The following is an 18,770-nucleotide window of genomic DNA, read 5'->3' as shown; positions in this document are numbered from 1 at the left end:
CAAACTGATAACTATTATTTTACATAATTTATGTTTTTAAGGCAAATTGTAATTTATTGCATATTTTATGTTCATTTCGCATATTTCTATCTTTTTTACCAAGTTCAAATAGAGTACTTTTACCCATCAAAACGTTTTTTCTACGATGATGGGTCAAATTCTTTTAATACTTCTTTTAAAGCACGGATATAACGTCTGAATGCTTTTTTCTTTCCTTTTCTCGTATCAAAATTGTCGAAAAAGGCCTCTCTCTGTGCCGTACTAATTTCTAACTGAACGCTTTCACCACTTGCATTTCGATTATTAATATTTTTAGGATCTGTCCCTGAGAGCCGTTCGCCTTCTTGCACCATTTCTGCAGAAAACCCTCGATCTTTTAATTCTCGTACAACTGCTCTTTGCATTTTTTCGTTTGTCCCGCCAACTAGCGTGTGCCTTTTATCACTTTTGTAGCCGTGGATGGAAATGGAGAAGGGGTACGTTTTAATCATTTGGACCAATATCGGTTCATCAAACTTGGTGCTTGTAATATGCAAATCACGATTATTCTCTTGTTTCGTTCCCTCAAACAAATACGTCGAGTATTTTTGTTGAAATGCTTCTACAATTTCACTTGTTCCTGGTTCAATTTCCCCTCCATGAGGTGAAAAGACAAGTAAATCACTTCCGCCCTTTTCGTGAAATTCTATTTCATAGCCTTCTCTTTCATGCCGGATAAGCTGTTTAAAGCTGTCATATTGATCCCCTTTTTTCCGCTCTTTTTGATACTTTTCTACCTCTTCTTGATGTTGCTTTTGCTCTTTTTTTTCTTGAACAGAATGGCTGCATTTCACCATTAAAAGAGCACACAGGATCAGAAAGATGAATCCACATATCAGTAGCCTTTTCATTTCACCGCTCCTTTTCATTCTCTTAGGTGTCATCTTATCGCATTATTTTACTATCAATGGCTAACAGAATTCAAAGGTTGTCCGGCTCATTTAAATGAATCAGGAGAACTTTCCTGTTTTTTTATGCCGCTCTAGGTATTTCCGACTTCTTTGAATCATTCGCTGCTTGCATAAAAACTGCATCGTATGACCTCATTTTCGCTTTAGTTAAAATCACCTACAAAAATGAAGATGTTTTTCTGATTTCAAACAAAAAAAGCCGTAAACAAAAGGGATGCCCTCCTGTTTACAGCCAATTATTGTATATCCATCATTAAACTCTTAGTTCATCCTCTAAAGCTGAAAGGACTTCATCTTGTGACAGCCCTTGTGCAAGAGAAATTTCACTCACTAACATGCCTCGCGCATCTTCAAGCATCTTCTTTTCACTTGAATTTAATGCTTTCTTCTGATTTCGTCTCATCAGATCTTTGACAACGTCTGCACCGTCTTCGATCGCACCTGTTTTTAGCTTTTTCAGATTTTCATCATATCTTTGCTTCCAAGTAAGCGTGTCGTCGTTTGTTTCTTCTGCAAAATTGTTCATCACAACTTTCAGCGTTGCTTGATCTGCTACCGGACGTATACCTAGTTGATTGATTCTGCCTCTTGGGATCATCATCTGCATATTCGGCATTTGAATCAGAAAATATTCCTCCGTCTTACCTAAAATCTCTTTTTCTTCCATTCCTTCAATCACACCGGCACCATGCATAGGATAAACAATTTTATCACCTATTTGAAACAAATCCGCCACCTCCGAAAGTATTCACAATATGATTATAACACATTTCATCGTTGGATAAAAATTAATATTTTATCATGTTATTTTAGCACTAGTCAATTCTTTTTATTTGAGTTTTTTAAAAAAGCCTTTTTTTGCAGAAAATGCGCCACCATCCAGTCCCCTTGTCTTATTCTTGCATATACTAGCATTGAGTCACATTTAGGAGGGATGACAATGTGCAAATGCAAGTGCAAGTGCAAACATTCCCACTCAAACTGTTATAAAAAGCATGACGATCATCGCCATGAGGATCCATGTAAAGAAAAAAAGTTTCATCACAAAAAAGATAAATGGTTTGAGAGCGATTTCTGGGATACTTCTAGAAGCTACGATCCCTATTACTGTCCTAAAAGTGTCTGCAGCAGCTGTAAGAAGCGTCGCAGAAGAAGACACGGCTTCTCATATTAGCAATTGACGCTTTCACCTGCTTTTTGTTTTCCCGGCTGAAAAGCCGGTTTTTTTTCATATGGATAGGCTCATGAAACGGATCATGCTCATAGGATATGGCAACCTGACATAAAGGATGAGATATCAAATGAACAATATGAATAGCCCAATGAATCATCATCACGAAGGAAACCCGTACCATACGTTTGAGAATGTGTATACAGCCAACCATGAACATGTGGTCGCGCCAAACATGCATGATCATATGAATATGCCAAACCATTATCATGGTAAAAAAGATAAGTACAGCGGACATTATCCGCATCATCATTCAGCCTATCTGCCTTTTCCAAATCAGCATGATCCCTTTTCACATGTTCCAATGAAGGATCACCATCATCATGGCCACTATGGTGGATATGGAATGATGCCATATCATCCATACGGATATCAAGATATGCATATGATGATGCCGAATCAGCAAATGCCAGGCTTTGGTTACGGAATGAACCAACCAAATACGCATTTCTCCCGTTATTACTAAACAAAATGACAAAATAAGGGTATAATATACCATTCAACACCTTGTAGGGATATGGTAACATTATAGGTAAATAATGGATTTAATCATCTATTATTTACCTATAATCAACAAGGGGGAATGAAGAAATGAAAAAAATATGGACAATGATCATGATGGGGATGCTGACAGTGGTCATGGCACTATCGGTACCGATTGCCGCATCCGCTGAAGGAGCCAAAACAGAGGAAGGCAAAGCATCAACAAATGCCAGACCAGCTGAGCTTTATGCGAAAATTACAGGTACAAGTAAGCAGGAATGGTCTTTTTCAGACATTGAGCTAACATACCGCCCAAATTCTGTTTTAAGTATCGGTGCCATTGAGTTCACATTACCTGCAGGCTTTCAAGCGACAACAAAAGACATCTTCAACGGAAAAGCATTAAAAGACAGCTACATTTTGAACAGTGGAAAAACTGTCCGCATTCCAGCTAGAATCGATTTATTAGGAATCTCACAATATAAATTACAACTTTCACATAAAGTACTTCCTGCTGCAGGTACATATACGTTCCGTGCAGAAAACCGTGCGCTTAGCATTGGTTCCACCTTTTATGCAGAAGATACGCTGGATATTCAAAAACGACCAGTAGTGGTTACACCGCCAAATCCGTGTGGATGCTAAATAAAAAAGCACTCAAATATGAGCGCTTCAGACTGTGACAAAGGGCTAATTTGGCCCTTTGTCTTTTTTTTATTTGATCACATCACCCGTTTAAACATTTTCTCCATTTCATATGTCGAGTGATGAATGATGATCGGCCGGCCGTGCGGACAGGTGAAAGGGTCATTGGTTTGCCGCAATTCATCTAATAAAGCTTTGATTTCATCATTTCGCAAATGACGATTTGCTTTGATAGAGCCTTTGCAGCTCATCATGATCGCCGCTTCTTCTCTTAATTTTTTGATATCTACACGCTTCTCATCCAGCACTTGCTCAATAATTTCTTCGATCAGTTCAGCCTCTTCCCCTTTTGGGAACCACTGTGGATGTGACCGAACAATGTAGCTTCCTGAACCGAAAGGCTCTAAGAAGACACCCACTTTCGTTAGTATCTCTTTATGCTCTTCAATAATCAGCATGTCGTTTTTCGAGTAGTGGAATGTTAATGGGACGAGCATTTCTTGCACTTCCTGTTCGATCTCTCCCACTTTCTCACGATAATACTCATACTTGATTCGCTCCTGAGCCGCGTGCTGATCAATAATATAAAGCCCTCGTTCATTTTGAGCCAAAATATATGTGCCGTGCATTTGCCCGATGGGATAAATGACAGGAACTCGTTCGTTTTCTGAAATGGTTTCTGCAGCATCCTCTCTCAGTACTGATTCTTCATATTCAAGAGAAGCGGCGGATTCTTCTACATAGATATGCTCGGATGGAGTATCTTCATTAAATACGGGTGATGATGCTCCTGTCATTTCCTGCGTAGGCGTCCCGTATGTGTCCATCTGATTTGTCTCGTATACAACCGATTCGAGAGACTCCGGCTGATAGGGTAGCGATGTTCTCGCCTCGTTTGTATTTGTTTTTTTCGCATCAAAGGTTAAGGATTGCTGCTCATTTTTGATCGCTGGCATTGGTGCTTTCTTTGGCACCGAAGCACTTGGAATGAGCTGCTGTTTTTGAAATACGTCCTTAATTCCTTGTTTGATTAGCTCATGAAGTTCCTGCTCTTTACTAAGTCTCACTTCAAGCTTCGAAGGATGCACGTTCACATCCACTAAAATGGGGTCCATCTTCATTTCAATAAATGTAATCGGATGGCGGCCAATCGGCAGCAACGTGTGATACCCTTCATGGACCGCTTTTACGAGCGGAAAATGCTTAACATATCTGCCATTTACTACAGAAGACATATAATTACGTGATGCCCTTGTCACTTCTGGTAAGGAGATATATCCTTTCACTTCAAAATCAAGTGATTGCACGTGAAGTGGCACCATTTTTTTCGCAACAGCTGTCCCATAAATGGCCGCAAGCACATGCCGCACATCCCCGTTTCCATTCGTCTGAAGCAGGACCTTTCCTTGGTGACGCAAGCGAATCGATACTTCTGGGTGAGCCAGTGCAATTCGATTGACGACATCTGATATATTGCCAAGCTCCGTATGAACAGTTTTCATGTATTTTAGTCTGGCAGGCGTATTGTAAAATAAGTTGGTAACGACAATTTCGGTACCTCGGCGGCCAGAGGTTTTTTTCTCCGAAATGATCTTTCCGCCTTGCAGCACAAGGTGCGTTCCAGCTCCTTCACCAGTACTTGTTTTCATTTCCAGATGAGAGACAGATGCGATACTTGGCAGCGCCTCTCCCCTGAATCCAAGCGTTCTAACACGGAACAGGTCATTTTCATCTTTGATTTTACTCGTTGCATGGCGCTGAAAGGCGAGCTTACAATCTTCAGCATCGATTCCAACACCATTATCAATCATTCTAATAGAGGAAAGACCTGCTTCTTCTACATCGATTTCAATCACTGTACTGCTTGCATCGATTGCATTTTCCATAAGCTCTTTTACGACAGAAGCCGGACGTTCGACTACTTCACCTGCAGCAATTTTATTGGATAGGTCATCGGATAACTGAATAATCTTTGCCATTTTGCTCACCTCATCTTACATTATAATTTCTTTTGCAATTCATATAGTTTAGTCATCGCTTCGAGCGGAGTCATATCCATTAGATTGAATGACTTTAATTCCTCGATCACCGCTTGATCTTTCTGTTTTAGAACTGGTTTGGTTTGCGGTTTTTCTTCTACTTCAAAGAAAGAAAGCTGCTGTTTTTCCTCAGCTTTTTCTGTTTTTGGAGCTGCAGATACGTGCGGGGTCACCTCATGTGATCCGCTCTCAAGCTCCGTCAAAATGGTCTGGGCCCTATCAATGATCGCATCAGGTAATTCAGCAAGCTGCGCTACATGAATACCATAGCTTTTATCAGCTGCACCCTCTTTGATTTGATGTAAGAAAACGACCGTGCCTTCATGCTCTTCAGCACGTACATGAACATTTTTCAGCTCGCTTAATTGAGATTCAAGAACGGTGAGCTCATGGTAATGTGTAGAAAATAGCGTTTTGGCACCAATATGATCGTGAACAAATTCAATGATCGCCTGCGCAAGAGCCATTCCATCATAGGTGCTTGTCCCGCGTCCAATTTCATCAAATAAAATCAAGCTGTTTTTCGTTGCATGCACCATCGCATTTTTTGCTTCGAGCATCTCTACCATAAAAGTACTCTGACCAGAAATCAAATCATCTGCTGCCCCAATACGTGTAAAGATTTGGTCAAAGATCGGAAGAGTTGCCTTCGATGCCGGTACAAAACATCCAATTTGCGCAAGAATGGAGATAAGCGCCATTTGCCTCATGTACGTACTTTTCCCTGACATATTCGGTCCAGTAATGAGCAAGGTTTGCCGGCCATTTCCCATATGGCAGTCATTCGGCACATACTCCTGGTGATCCATCACTTTTTCAACGACTGGATGACGGCCATCTATGACATCTACATCATCCTCTGAGAATTCTGGACGGATATAACGGCGTTTTTCACTGACAGTCGCAAAGCATTGGAGGGCGTCCAGCTCACTCATTTGTTTTGCGAGCAGCTGTAATCTCGGAATATAGACTTTCACTTGTTCTCTGAGAGCTGCGAATAGTTCATATTCCAGTTCGCTAATATTTGATTCGGCCTCAAGAATAAGCGCTTCTTTTTCTTTCAATTCAGGTGTAATATACCGCTCTGCATTGGCGAGCGTTTGTTTTCTTTCATAACGCCCTTCCTCCAGCAAATGCGTATTCGCTCGTGTCACTTCAATATAATAACCAAATACTTTATTAAACCCGACTTTTAAAGAGCGAATGCCTGTATATTCTCTTTCTTGCTGCTCAAGCCGTGCAATCCAGTCCTTCCCATTTCGGCTGGCATCACGGTATTCATCTAATTTTGTATTGTAGCCGTCTTTAATCAAATTGCCTTCTTTTAACGTCATTGGCGGATTTTCATATAGCGCATCTTCTAATAAATCCAGTAAATCATCACAAGGATCAATATCATTCGCTCTTGATTTCGCCATTTCCTCTGGCAGTGAGTGCACAAGTTCTTTAATGGCTGGCACTTGCTTTAAGGATTCCTTTAACTGAATGAGATCACGGGCATTGACGTTGCCAAACGCGACGCGGCCCGCTAGACGTTCAAGATCATATACTTGCTTCAACCGTTCACGCAGATCCTCTCGTTCAAAGAGATGGTCCATGAGAATTTGCACCATTTCCTGGCGTTCTTTAATGTGCGAAAGACGAATTAACGGCCTGTCGATCCATTGCTTGAGCAGCCTTCCGCCCATCGCTGTTTTTGTTTCATCTAACAGCCATAACAAAGAGCCCTTTTTGCTTTTTGAGCGGATCGTCTCTGTTAATTCAAGATTTCGTTTTGAGTAAAGGTCAATTTTCATTGTTTGTTCGAGCTCAAACACTTGCACTTGCTGAAGGTGATCAAGACTTCTTTTTTGCGTTCTTCTTAAATAAGCATATAATGTCAAAAATGCCGATCTTAGTTGCTCGCTCAGGCGGGACACGAGTCGCTCAGCTTCATCGATTAATTCATCACTATCTTCGTATGAAATGGTCGCTTGGCACCGTTCCTTTAAGGTCTTGACTGTTTCCTCATCCAGCTGCTTTGACACCACAATTTCTTTTGCACCGACAGAATAAATTTCAGACACGACTTCATCTAATCGATCGATGAAAGCCGCCATGTTTTCACCAGTCGATAAATCGGAAAGTGCAAGTCCATATCCATTTTCAAACTTTGTCACAGAGGCAATGAAGTTGTTTTCATTTTCACTTAAGCCTTTCCCATCCATCACCGTACCTGGTGTAATGAGTTGAACGACTTCTCTTTTGACTACACCTTTTGCCGTTTTAGGATCTTCCACCTGCTCACAAATCGCGACCTTATAGCCTTTTGAAATCAATTGTTCTATGTATGCAGAAGCAGAATGATAAGGAACACCACACATTGGTATAGTCCCGCCATCTCTACTTGTTAGCGTAATTTCTAATTCTTGTGACGCTTCTTTTGCGTCATCAAAAAACATTTCATAAAAATCGCCTAAGCGAAAAAATAAAAAGGCATCTTGATACTCTGCCTTGATTTTTAAATATTGCTGTATCATGGGCGTATAACTTGCCATATTTCTAATCCCTCACTATATTACATTCGAATTCATACCATCTTTCATTATAGCATAAAAAAACCCCTTTTTTCTCCTAGATAAGACACAAAAAAACTAGGGGGATATGCGCCCTAGTCATGAATTACTCTTCTGGATCACCCGCTAGGAATTCTGGATGAATATCTTCTAACTCCTCATCCACCTCTTCTTCCCACTCATGATCATCTTTTTCTTTCCAGCTTGAATCGACCTCTACAACAATTTTTGTTTCCCCTACCACTTCAGCAATGAATTCCCGCTCTGCTTGAACGATAATTTTATTGCCGTTTGGAGAAATGGTCACTTCTAAGCAATTCGGCTGCTGGAGCACTTTTGCAATCACTTCATGCTCATCATCAAGGAAATTTTTGTCTTTATATCTCAGTTTGATGATGTCTACATATTTCACTCGTTCGGTGACGACTTCTGTTTTTGTGTTATCAGCGTAAGAATACCATACGTTAATATCAAAGGTTCCTTCAATCTCAACAGTTTTACCGACCTTTTCAGCATCATACTTATGATTAATGATCCAACCACCTAGGATGCTGGTTGGTTTTTGCGATGGAGAAATGGTGTGTGTGCTTTGGGTGAATTTCCTCCCTTTTGCAACCACCGCTTTTGTAATAATCTCTCTGTATTCAGACATTCCGGCATGCCTCCTTGTTCTTGATCGTTTTATCTTATGCTGGGCATTCGTCTAGTGTGTCACGATTTTGAACTTCATGATCAATTAAATTCATTTCTGTTTCAGTGTATGCATGGTCGCCCATAAACTTGCCTTGAAAATTGGAAAAGTTGGAGAGTGAGAGATTTTGGGTTGTCGAAGCAAGAAGTAGAACGGGGAGTGTGATTTTTGTTCTTTCAAAAATGATGATAGCAAAACAAAAACCCCCGCATCTGCGGGGGTTTCTCATTTAATGGAGCAACTTGGTGATGAGTTTTTCACTTTTGAACCGGTTTCTCCTAACAAGAGGTCTCCTCCGGTTGAAAGAATGATTTCATCTGTTACTTGATTAGAAATCGTATGCGCTACGAGCTGCAATAGGGAATTGACTTCCACTTGTGATTCTTTGAATTCTTGAATCACCGGGATTTCATCCAGTTCTTCTTGCAGGGCATCAATTTTTTCTTCCACTTGCTTTAATGCTTCATGTTTGCCGTAATGCTTTAAATTTACAGCTTGTTTTTGAAGCGCCTTAATTTGGTTAATAATCGTTGAAATTTTTGTATTTTCATTGATTTGCGCTTCTGCTTTCTTGAAGAAATCAACTTCTTCTGTTTCAGAAATCATTTTAGCGAGCTCTCTTGCGCGCTCGACAATCTCTTTTTTTGAATAAAGTGTCATTTTAATTCACCTCGATAGCTTCTCCAACCATTTCTCCGTCAAGAGACCAAGTTTTGGCTTGTGTGATTTTCACTTTGACGATGTTGCCAATCGCTTCTTTTGGTGCTTTAAAATTCACAAGCTTGCTTTTACTTGTATATCCGGCTAGGATTTCAGGGTTGTTTTTACTTTCACCCTCTACTAATACTTCGACAGTCTGCCCTTCGTATTCCTTCATTTTTTTCGCAGAAATTTCATTCACTAGTGCATTCAGGCGCTGAAGGCGTTCTTTTTTCACATGCATTGGCACGTTGTCTTGCATTTTCGCTGCTGGTGTTCCTTCTCTTGGAGAGTAAATGAACGTATATGCCGCATCAAACTCAACCTCGCGATAGAGGGAAAGTGTTTCTTCAAACTGCTCATCTGTCTCATTTGGGAACCCAACAATAATATCCGTTGTTAATGAAGCATTTGGCATCGCTTCTTTGATTTTGCGCACAAGATCAAGGTAACGCTCACGGTCATATTTTCTCGCCATAAGTTTCAAGACAGAAGAACTGCCGGATTGAACTGGCAAATGAATATGATCGAGAAGGTTCCCGCCCTTAGCAAGCACTTCAATTAAGTGATCGTCGAAGTCACGCGGGTGGCTTGTTGTAAAACGGATACGCGGAATATCGATTTTACGCAGCTCATCCATCAAGTGTCCAAGACCATATTCCATGTCTTCAAAATCTTTTCCATACGCATTCACGTTTTGACCCAGAAGGGTAATTTCCTTATATCCTTCTGCCGCTAAACGTCTGACCTCTTGAATAATTTCATCAGGACGGCGGCTTCTTTCTTTACCGCGTGTGTAAGGGACGATACAGTATGTACAGAATTTATCACAACCGTACATAATATTCACCCAGCCCTTAATTTTTCCTTGGCGGGCTCTCGGAAGGTTTTCAATGACATCGCCTTCTTTTGACCAAACCTCAATGACCATTTCTTTTGAAAGATAGCATTCAGATAACAGCTCTGGCAGGCGGTGAATGTTATGTGTACCGAAAATCAAATCAACAAATGAATGTTTCTTCAAAATACGGTTGACGACAGATTCCTCTTGCGACATACATCCGCAGACACCTAAAATTAAATCTGGCTTTTCACGCTTTAATGCTTTTAAATGACCAAGCTCTCCGAACACTTTGTTTTCCGCATTCTCACGAATTGCACAAGTGTTTAATAAGATAACATTTGCATCTTCCGTTGAGTTTGTCGGTTCATAACCAAGCGCCATAAAAATACCAGCCATCACTTCTGTGTCATGCTCATTCATTTGACAGCCATATGTGCGAATATAAAACTTGCGCCCGTTTCCTAACCCTTGAAAACGCTCGTCAATTTGAAATTGATTGTATTCGACTTCTTCTTTACCCCGTTTTTTTGCATCTTTTAAGGAAGGCGGAATGTACACAGCTTCAAAATACTGGCTGTAGTCCTTCTCGGATTTTTTGTCCGATGAACTTACTTGTCCGCTCGCTTTTCTCTGCTCTTCATTCATGAATTTGTACTCCTTTCAAACCAAGCTCCACCCTACAGTATAGACTATTTTGTCGTGAATTGAAAATAAATTCATACGTGCCACCACATTTCAATCCACACGAATTTTGCATGAATATTGAGTAGGTTTCAGATGTAGATCGTCTTTACCTAAAGGGTTTTGTATTTCTTTGACAATCTTCATCTGCTGTGTACCGACACTCTCAACTAAAGTAATTACATATGATTCTTTTTCCTCTTCTGCTACCATTCTTTCTTGTTCAGATAAGAAGAATGGAAAGTCATGGTGAGTCAGTTTAGATCCTTTTACTTCTATAAGCTTCTCTTTTCCATCGGGGTAATAAGATTTAATATCAAATCCATGACCATCTTCCGTTTCAGCTACCCAATCGACAGCTTCCGCTAATTGTTCCCGTCCCACTGCTTTTAATTGCTCTACTTCCTTATGATAAACAAATTTCTCTGCTATTCTACCTGTCTCTTCGTTTTGCTTTGCTCTTTCTTCTCTTAATTGTTTATAAACATCTCTATGAATGATTCTTTTTCTTTTATACTTGTTCTGATCTTCCAATTTTGGGGTAAGGTCCTGATCCAAATATATTTCGTAAACAAAATCATAAAAAAACTCATTTAAAGAATTGATATCTTGTATTAATTGGTAATAGTCAAAATGATCAATATTATACTTTTTAAAGACCAATGAGCTTGCTGCATATTTTTTAGGTCTTAATGATTTACCCAAATGAAAATCACCTATATGAAAGCCCTCTAGTCTTTTATGTTGCTTTAATTCCAGCTGTAGCCTTTGCCTCCAAATGGCTGCCTCTTCCTTAATTTCAGATAAAGATAAATTTTCAGTTCCAGTTTCAATTGTTAAATAAAAATCTTCCCCGTTCTCAGCGAATAAAATAACAATAAATATACCTTTTTGTGTCGTTGTTTTTTGGGAATTAGGACTTGTCGTTAATCTCTTGTCTAACAGTGCAATCCAAAAACATTCTGCAACTTTTCCATTTCCTGTAGATGCTTTAATATCGATCCTGTCCAAATTCCTCATATGACGTTTTTCTAATTCATAACGAATGTTGTTTGGGATCTCTTTATTAAACATGTTGTGAAAAGGGTGATTCTTATCTGTTCTCCCTTTGTTCTTATAATCTAAAAATTGCTCACAAAAATTTTTTTTATTAAATAACATTTGCCTCACCACTTACCTCAATAGATCTTTTTACATACATTATACATAACAAACGGTAGATTTGATGAAATATGGAAAGAATAGTGCAAAAAAAAGAGAGCCTTCGCTCTCTCAATCAAGTATGTTCAGTTTTTTTGCTTCTTCTTCGATGATCGTCAGTGCACGGTCTAGTTCTTCTTTTGTGTGCTCTGCTGTGATGATGGCTCTAATTCTCGCTTTTCCTTTTGCTACAGTTGGGAAAGCGATGCCTTGGGCAAACACACCTCGGTCTATTAAAGCCTTGGAAAAGCGGAACGTAAGAGCTTCGTCTCCAATCATAATTGGAATAATCGGTGTTTCTGTCGGAGCAACTTGAAACCCAAGGCTGACGACTTTTTCTTTGAAATAGGCGGCGTTTTCCCAGAGCGTGCTAATTCGCTCTGGTTCGTCTAACAGCACTTCGATCGCTTCTTCACACGCTCTAGTCACAGCTGGCGGATGTGAGGTGCTGAATAAAAACGGTCTTGCTTTATGCTTTAAATAATCAATTAAAACGGCTGATCCCGCTACATAGCCGCCGAGCACTCCGACAGCCTTACTAAGTGTCCCAACCTGAATGTGCACTCTGCCGTCGAGTTTAAAATGGTTGACTGTCCCGCGGCCATTTTCACCAAGCACGCCCGAGGCATGTGCATCGTCTACCATCACAAATGCATCATATGCTTCTGCGAGCCTGACAATCTCAGGAAGCGGTGCAATATCTCCATCCATTGAGAATACACCGTCTGTGACGATGAGACGAACGCGGTAATTCATAGATTTCTTTAAAATTTTCTCAAGCTCTTCCATATTGGAATGCCCGTATACCTTTTTATCTGCTTTTGTTAACCGGATGCCGTCAATGATTGAGGCATGATTCAGTTCATCTGAAATCACAATATCATCTTTCGTCAAGATACTTGATAAGACCCCTTGATTGGTCGTAAAGCCTGATTGGAACACAAGGGCTGCCTCTGTCTTTTTAAATGCAGCAAGCTTTTTTTCAAGACGCTCGTGCATCGTCATTGTGCCAGCGATCGTTCGTACAGATCCTGTACCAGCACCGAATTCATCAATGGCCTCTTTTGCCGCTTTCATCAGCCTTGGATGTGAGGTGAGGCCTAAGTAGTTATTTGAGGAGAGCTGTATGACAGATTGTTCATTTAATGTCACAGTAGATGATTGTTTTGAGTCAATCTCTTTCAATGTTTGGTGAGTGCCTTGCTGCTTCATTGTTTCCAGTTCATCTTGTAAATACGTGAATTCTTTCATCATTTCTTCCCCCTTTGATTTGATGGCATCATCAGTACGACCTTTCCACACATCCCATTTCTCATGAGTTCAAATCCCTTTTCGAACTGATCAAATGGCAGTGTATGAGTGACAACTGGCTGGACATCGATGGTCTTCGTTCTTAATAACTCAGATACTTGACGCCACGTCTCAAACATTTTTCTTCCCGTGATCCCTTGCACGGTTAATCCCCTAAAAACAATTTGATTCGTAATGTCAATTGTCACTGGTCGTTCTGGCAAGCTTAGTATATTGAGTTTCCCTCCATTTACACAAGCTTCGAGTGCTTGATTAATGGCAACTGGATGTCCTGACATCTCGCATATCACATCTGCCCCCTCCATCTGCGTGAACTGCTTAATCACCTCAACAGGATCATCTTTTCCAATATCCACGATATGGTCTGCCCCCATTTTTCGGGCAAGATCCAGCCTGTATTCATTTTGATCGACAGCAAACACTTGAACAGCACCGGAAGCTTTCGCGACGGCGATCGCCATTAAACCGATTGGTCCGCAGCCAAAAATCGCCACTGACTTACCTGAAACAGGTGTGTGCAGCACTGTATGAACCGCATTTCCAAGCGGCTCTTGAATAGACGCAAGCTCCACTGGCATTTGAGCTGGATTGTGCCACACATTTTGTTCAGGTACTTTGACATATTCAGCAAAACAGCCGTCAATGTCTACCCCTAAAATTTTCGTTTCACTACACAAATGCTGCTGCCCAGTTAAACACATAGAGCACTGATTACATACAACATGTGTCTCTGCCGATACAAAATCCCCTACTTTTGCTCGAGAGACTTGCCTCCCCGCCTTGACAACTTCCCCTGTAAATTCATGTCCAAAAATGTAGGGCGCTTTAACTCTTCCCTTTGCCCAATCATCCCAGTTATAAATATGCACGTCTGTTCCGCATATTGAAGTGGCTTTCACCTGTATCAATACTTCATGATCATTGATTTCTGGAATCGGCATCTCCATCAACACCGCTCCGTAAGCGCTTTCTTTTTTAACAATCGCTTTCATCGTTCCACACATGACGTACAACCCCTTTGTTAAAAAACTTCTCCCAATGAGATTTTAACACGTCTTATTTTCTTCGTAAATACCACTGTCTACTGGAAAAACACAAATGAACACTCCACATATTTTTTTAGATATTTTTTTAAAAAAGATGTTAAAAACGAAAGGGAACCTCATATGAATATGAAGTTCCCTAGATTAAAGATTTAGTAGTACTTCTTTAAAAATTCTACAATATCACGGTTCATGTGTAACAGATGTTCTTCAGATGGGAAATGTCCCATATCGTACGTCTTAAATGCAATCAAATTTGGAATGATGTCACTAGCTACTTTATTTAATGAACTTTCAGGAAAAAAGATATCCTTTTTTCCTGCTATGATGAAAGTGGGAGAACGATACGATGTTAATTCTTCTTTCGTAGTTAACTTGGGCATTTCTTGTTCAAGTCTAATATATTTAAATATATCACCAATAAGTTTTTTATCCATTTCCCTCATGCTATGATCTGACATTATATCAGTGATTTTATTGAGATATTTTTGTGAAGAAGTTACTTTAAAAAAGACTAAGGGAATTAAAATACGTTGTATCATTTTAAACTTAGAGCCTAAACTTATGCCTGCAGGTGAGACCAAAACAGAACAGTCAATTTTGTCCGGCATAAATGCAGCTAATCTCAAAATAATACCTGCCCCGTATGACGGACCAACAAATGCACTTCGATCGATCTTAAAGTAATCCATTAGTTCTTTGATCCATTGGGCAAAACTATTATCCTTCGCTGACATTCTATTTTCACTGCTATATCCGGGATGTCCAATTGTATCTGGAGCATATATTCTGTATTTGTCTATGAGGGGTAAAAACCATGATAAAGTCATCGGGTTTATACAATTACCACCCTGAAATATAAAAATAGGTTTCCCTTCCGGTGGTCCTGCTATAAGTACATGCGTTTTCCCATAACTTGTATCAACATCAATCTGCTCAACATCAAAATCAAAAGACTTTAGATAATCATCATAATGTTGAGTAATAAGCTTTTTTCCTTCACTTTTATAAATGCTCCGCTTGCCCAAAAAAAGCCCCTCCCTTATAGAAATAAAGTATTATGAATTGAATGATCAATTGTTCAAACGTAGTTCCGTTTACCGAAGTGACAAATGGGTCTAATCATTGGAACGAGCTCAAATTTATTTTTTTATTCACATCATAACAGAGTTACTTCACATAAAAAAGCAAATCCCCTAACAAAAGGAGATTTACTTTTTTCGTCACCGTCTTTTTGAAACGGTAATATATAAGGCTGGCACAATGAGTAGTGTCAAAATTGTAGAGAAAAATACGCCTGATACAATGCAGATTGCCAATGGCTTAAAGAGCGGATCATTACTTAATGCTACAGGCATAAGGGCGACAAGTGCCGTAAATGCGGTTAGTAAAATTGGCCTGATCCTTGCTCTTCCTGCTTCAATGACAGCTGTCTGTTGATCGAATCCTTGTTTACGCCGCTGCTCAATAAATTCGAACAAGACAACGGCATTTCGGACCACGATACCAGCTAATGAGACAATTCCCATTGTTGCCATAAAGCTGAACGGCGTTTGTGTGACAAATAGTCCGATAACAGCTCCAGATATCGCTAAGTAAACCGTTCCTAGAACTAATAGTGGCAGCATCAATGAATTGAACTGGAAAGCGATGGTTACATAAATGAGCAGCAAGACAACTCCAAACAAGAGACTAATTTCAATAAAGAACTGGGATTGATTTTCATTTTCTCCGCCTTGAGAAATAGCTAGATCCTTCGCTGCATCCGTTTTTCCTATTTGATCGACGACTTCTTTCATGTCGCCTTTAAACGACTCTGACGTGCCAGGGTACGCCTTCAGCGTAATGGTCGGGATTCCATTTTCATGTGGAATGCTTTCATACTGCTCTGTTTCTTTTTCTTTTACATATCGGCTAAGTGGCTCTAGTGAAGGCATACCGCCTTCATTTGAATTGACAGGCACTTTTATTTTGTTTAGCTTTAATCCATTTTGATGTGTACCTACATCCTGTTTGACCACTAAGTCGATATCTTTTGTTCCTTGTTTAAAGCTGCCTAATGGCATGCCTTCTGTCACAAGACCGAGCTGTCTGCTGACAAACTGAGCGCTGAGGCCATCCTCTGCCATTCGGTCACGGTTTAGTTCAAAGGAGATCGTTTTTACCGGCTGATTGACATCGTCAGTAATCAAGCTTGCTCCTTTTTCTTTCATTTCACTTGTGAGCGTTTCTTTGACATCAATGAGCTTTGCAAAAGAGTCACCCGCAATGGTTACTGTCACAGGCGCACCAGTTGGGGGTCCTTGAACAATGGTTTTCATAAAGATATCAGCATCTTTAAATTTCTTACGCAACGGCTCTGTCATACGATCGATCAATTGTTTACTCGTCATCTGATCATTGTCTACTCTCACGACAACCTGACCAGTATGATCACTTGCATTTGAGATACTTTCATTAAACAGATTCGGTACACCGCCGCCTGCAAAGATCGCCGTCTCTTCAATACCTTTCTGCTGTTTCATCTCTTGTTCTATTTTCTCTAATGTTTCATTTGTTTTGTCTAATGTTGTTTCACTCGGAAGTGTGACAGTGACAACCACTTCTTTCTTATTCGCTGCAGGGAAAAATTCAAATGGTGTGATGAAAATTAGTAAAAAGGCAAGCGTTGCAACAAGCAAACCACTTAAGCCAATAAGCAGCGGACGCTTCACAATGTTCGTCAGCACGCGGTCTGCATAAAAATTAGCTAATTTTTTTAACGGTTTGCCTAGGAATCCTGGCTCTTTTTGAATTTTCTTGTTCTGTCTTTTTCGGTTCACGGTATATTGATAGACTGGCACTAGAGTCAGAGAAATCACCATAGACGCAAGTACAGTCGTTACGAGGACAGACGGTAATGCTCGTATAAATGAACCGTTTGCACCTGATAGGAAAACAAGCGGCAAGAAAGCAAACACAACTGCAAGTGTGGAAGTCAAAATAGATCCTGCAACTTCTTTGACCCCTGCAATCGTTCCTTTCAGCGGACTTTCATATTTTTTCATCTGCCTTAAAATATTATCGTTGACGACAATGGCATCATCGACAAGTATTCCTAGGGCAATGATAAAGCCGATAATCGAAATCTGATTGAGGTCCACTTGTAAAAATGGCAGTGGAATCGTTCCGATTGTGATTGATAACGGGATGGCAAGTGAAACGATAAACGCACCGCCAATGGTAAGACCAAGTGTGGTGACAACAATAACAGCGATGACCGCAACAATGGCTTCTTTTATCAAATCATTAAAAATGGCATCCACTTCACTTTTTTGTGAATAGTAGTTTACCCACTCGACGCCATTTGGAAGCTCTTTCTCTTTCTCAATAACATCACTGACTTTGTCATACATTTTAGGGATATCAAGCCCTGGTTTGATATTGACTGTAAATGAATAGGCAGGCTTTCCGTTATACGACACAATGTCACTTTTCTCTTTTTCTACTTCTTTTAAGCTGCCAAGCTGACTGATTGTGACCGGCTCCCGGTTTGTTTTGGAGAAGAGCTCAAGCTTTTTCACTTGTTCCAAACGGTCGTAGGTACCTATGGACAGCTTAACCTTCTCACCGCCTGTCCGAATATCACCTAGTGGGGATGTGTCAAACTCCTGATTGATGGCATTTGTGACATCCGTTACATTTAACCCTTCATCCTCTAGTTTGCTTGAATCTAAATTTAATACCGCTTGCTTGTCATTGAATCCTTTGATGACGACACTGTCTACCCCTTTGATGTCCTCAACCTTTTCCTTCAACGCACGCAGCGATTCCTGACTTTTTGCTAAGTCTGCTGATTGACTTGCCACAACCATATAAGAACCAACCGGCACGTTGCCAAACTCATCCTTTACATCAGGCTCCATCACTCCATCAGGAAAGGACGACGCAGTACTTGTGGTTTCGTTCTTAATTTGACTTGCCACCTTTTGAAAGTCGGCTTGATCATCAATTTCAAGCACAATATTTGAAAAACCAATGGCAGAAACAGAGCTCGTTTTCTCTACTCCATTGATATCAGATATGGCTGATTCGAGCTTATTGGTTACATCACTTTCTACCTGTTTTGCATCCGCACCCGGGAAAACGGTGGAAATTGTGACGATATTCGCTTGAAATTCTGGCAGTTCTCGCTTAGGAAGCTGCGTAAATAAATAGCCACCAGCAATGAGAACAATAAAAAATAAAATAAAAACAAGCTTTCCTCTTTTCAAAAAAGCTTCAACCATTATTTCACCTACTTAAATATTTATTTTTGATGAAGTACTTTTAACTTAATCTTAATTTATCATCATGGTGAAAAAATGCAAGCTCTAATATGTAATTTTTATCTATTTCATGAACTGAATATGTTATATA

14 protein-coding genes are annotated in these 18,770 nt (G+C 40.0%); 2 read left to right on the top strand and 12 right to left on the bottom strand.

Translation table 11 applies throughout. The features are described from left to right. Positions 1–140: 140 nt before the first annotated feature. Positions 141–890 carry a poly-gamma-glutamate hydrolase family protein gene (locus tag ACQYAC_RS02405; protein WP_429942644.1) on the bottom strand — a complete coding sequence of 250 codons (750 nt, stop codon included), beginning with the start codon at positions 888–890 and terminating at the stop codon, positions 141–143. A gap of 313 nt (positions 891–1,203) precedes the next feature. Next, positions 1,204–1,677, bottom strand: coding sequence for a CarD family transcriptional regulator (locus tag ACQYAC_RS02400; protein ID WP_058013931.1), 474 nt, complete (start codon positions 1,675–1,677; stop codon positions 1,204–1,206). Positions 1,678–2,251: 574 nt separating this feature from the next. Between ACQYAC_RS02400 and ACQYAC_RS02395 the strand changes: the two genes are divergently transcribed. Both ACQYAC_RS02395 and bslA read left to right on the top strand, forming a co-directional pair. Then, a complete protein-coding gene (locus ACQYAC_RS02395; protein WP_058013933.1) occupies positions 2,252–2,647 on the top strand; it encodes a hypothetical protein in 396 nt (131 codons plus the stop codon). Positions 2,648–2,772: 125 nt separating this feature from the next. Next, the gene (bslA, locus tag ACQYAC_RS02390; protein ID WP_426972922.1) at positions 2,773–3,309 is read left to right on the top strand and encodes a biofilm surface layer hydrophobin BslA; all 537 of its coding nucleotides are present in this window, start codon (positions 2,773–2,775) and stop codon (positions 3,307–3,309) included. Between the two features lie 77 nt (positions 3,310–3,386). Here the strand turns inward: bslA and mutL are convergent, their stop codons facing one another. The 10 genes from mutL to ACQYAC_RS02340 form a co-directional block, all read right to left on the bottom strand. Continuing rightward, positions 3,387–5,288: a DNA mismatch repair endonuclease MutL gene (gene mutL / locus ACQYAC_RS02385; RefSeq protein ID WP_429942643.1), complete on the bottom strand. Its 1,902-nt coding sequence runs from the start codon at positions 5,286–5,288 to the stop codon at positions 3,387–3,389. Positions 5,289–5,308: 20 nt separating this feature from the next. Next, positions 5,309–7,885, bottom strand: coding sequence for a DNA mismatch repair protein MutS (mutS, locus tag ACQYAC_RS02380; RefSeq protein WP_429942642.1), 2,577 nt, complete (start codon positions 7,883–7,885; stop codon positions 5,309–5,311). Between the two features lie 124 nt (positions 7,886–8,009). Continuing rightward, a complete protein-coding gene (gene cotE / locus ACQYAC_RS02375; protein WP_041084785.1) occupies positions 8,010–8,555 on the bottom strand; it encodes an outer spore coat protein CotE in 546 nt (181 codons plus the stop codon). 264 nt (positions 8,556–8,819) lie between these two features. Continuing rightward, complete coding sequence (locus tag ACQYAC_RS02370; RefSeq protein ID WP_003211238.1) at positions 8,820–9,254, bottom strand: RicAFT regulatory complex protein RicA family protein; 435 nt, start codon at positions 9,252–9,254, stop codon at positions 8,820–8,822. A 1-nt stretch (position 9,255) separates the two neighbouring features. Beyond that, positions 9,256–10,782: a tRNA (N6-isopentenyl adenosine(37)-C2)-methylthiotransferase MiaB gene (miaB, locus tag ACQYAC_RS02365; protein WP_429942641.1), complete on the bottom strand. Its 1,527-nt coding sequence runs from the start codon at positions 10,780–10,782 to the stop codon at positions 9,256–9,258. A gap of 90 nt (positions 10,783–10,872) precedes the next feature. Then, positions 10,873–11,979 (bottom strand): MrcB family domain-containing protein, encoded by a 1,107-nt coding sequence (locus ACQYAC_RS02360; RefSeq protein ID WP_429942640.1) that lies wholly within the window; start codon positions 11,977–11,979, stop codon positions 10,873–10,875. 111 nt (positions 11,980–12,090) lie between these two features. Continuing rightward, positions 12,091–13,272, bottom strand: coding sequence for a glycine C-acetyltransferase (locus ACQYAC_RS02355; protein WP_151282351.1), 1,182 nt, complete (start codon positions 13,270–13,272; stop codon positions 12,091–12,093). Then, positions 13,269–14,333: an L-threonine 3-dehydrogenase gene (gene tdh / locus ACQYAC_RS02350; RefSeq protein ID WP_429942639.1), complete on the bottom strand. Its 1,065-nt coding sequence runs from the start codon at positions 14,331–14,333 to the stop codon at positions 13,269–13,271. Before tdh ends, ACQYAC_RS02355 begins: the two co-directional genes overlap by 4 nt. Before the next feature lie 191 nt (positions 14,334–14,524). Then, a complete protein-coding gene (locus ACQYAC_RS02345; RefSeq protein WP_169056548.1) occupies positions 14,525–15,400 on the bottom strand; it encodes an alpha/beta fold hydrolase in 876 nt (291 codons plus the stop codon). 195 nt (positions 15,401–15,595) lie between these two features. After that, positions 15,596–18,640, bottom strand: coding sequence for an efflux RND transporter permease subunit (locus ACQYAC_RS02340; protein WP_429942638.1), 3,045 nt, complete (start codon positions 18,638–18,640; stop codon positions 15,596–15,598). Positions 18,641–18,770 lie beyond the last annotated feature (130 nt).

This window comes from Bacillus sp. MM09(2025), assembly GCF_050496725.1.
Lineage (GTDB): Bacteria > Bacillota > Bacilli > Bacillales > Bacillaceae > Bacillus > Bacillus pumilus.
This window is presented reverse-complemented; position numbering and strand designations above follow the sequence as displayed.

Bases quoted from the DNA above. Each gene is read 5' to 3' on its own strand.
- ACQYAC_RS02360 (WP_429942640.1), bottom strand. From the start codon at position 11,979: ATGTTATTTAATAAAAAAAATTTTTGTGAGCAATTTTTAGATTATAAG.
- ACQYAC_RS02340 (WP_429942638.1), bottom strand. From the start codon at position 18,640: ATGGTTGAAGCTTTTTTGAAAAGAGGAAAGCTTGTTTTTATTTTATTT.
- ACQYAC_RS02355 (WP_151282351.1), bottom strand. From the start codon at position 13,272: ATGATGAAAGAATTCACGTATTTACAAGATGAACTGGAAACAATGAAG.
- miaB (WP_429942641.1), bottom strand. From the start codon at position 10,782: ATGAATGAAGAGCAGAGAAAAGCGAGCGGACAAGTAAGTTCATCGGAC.
- ACQYAC_RS02405 (WP_429942644.1), bottom strand. From the start codon at position 890: ATGAAAAGGCTACTGATATGTGGATTCATCTTTCTGATCCTGTGTGCT.
- ACQYAC_RS02370 (WP_003211238.1), bottom strand. From the start codon at position 9,254: ATGACACTTTATTCAAAAAAAGAGATTGTCGAGCGCGCAAGAGAGCTC.
- bslA (WP_426972922.1), top strand. From the start codon at position 2,773: ATGAAAAAAATATGGACAATGATCATGATGGGGATGCTGACAGTGGTC.
- mutL (WP_429942643.1), bottom strand. From the start codon at position 5,288: ATGGCAAAGATTATTCAGTTATCCGATGACCTATCCAATAAAATTGCT.
- mutS (WP_429942642.1), bottom strand. From the start codon at position 7,885: ATGGCAAGTTATACGCCCATGATACAGCAATATTTAAAAATCAAGGCA.
- cotE (WP_041084785.1), bottom strand. From the start codon at position 8,555: ATGTCTGAATACAGAGAGATTATTACAAAAGCGGTGGTTGCAAAAGGG.
- tdh (WP_429942639.1), bottom strand. From the start codon at position 14,333: ATGTGTGGAACGATGAAAGCGATTGTTAAAAAAGAAAGCGCTTACGGA.
- ACQYAC_RS02395 (WP_058013933.1), top strand. From the start codon at position 2,252: ATGAACAATATGAATAGCCCAATGAATCATCATCACGAAGGAAACCCG.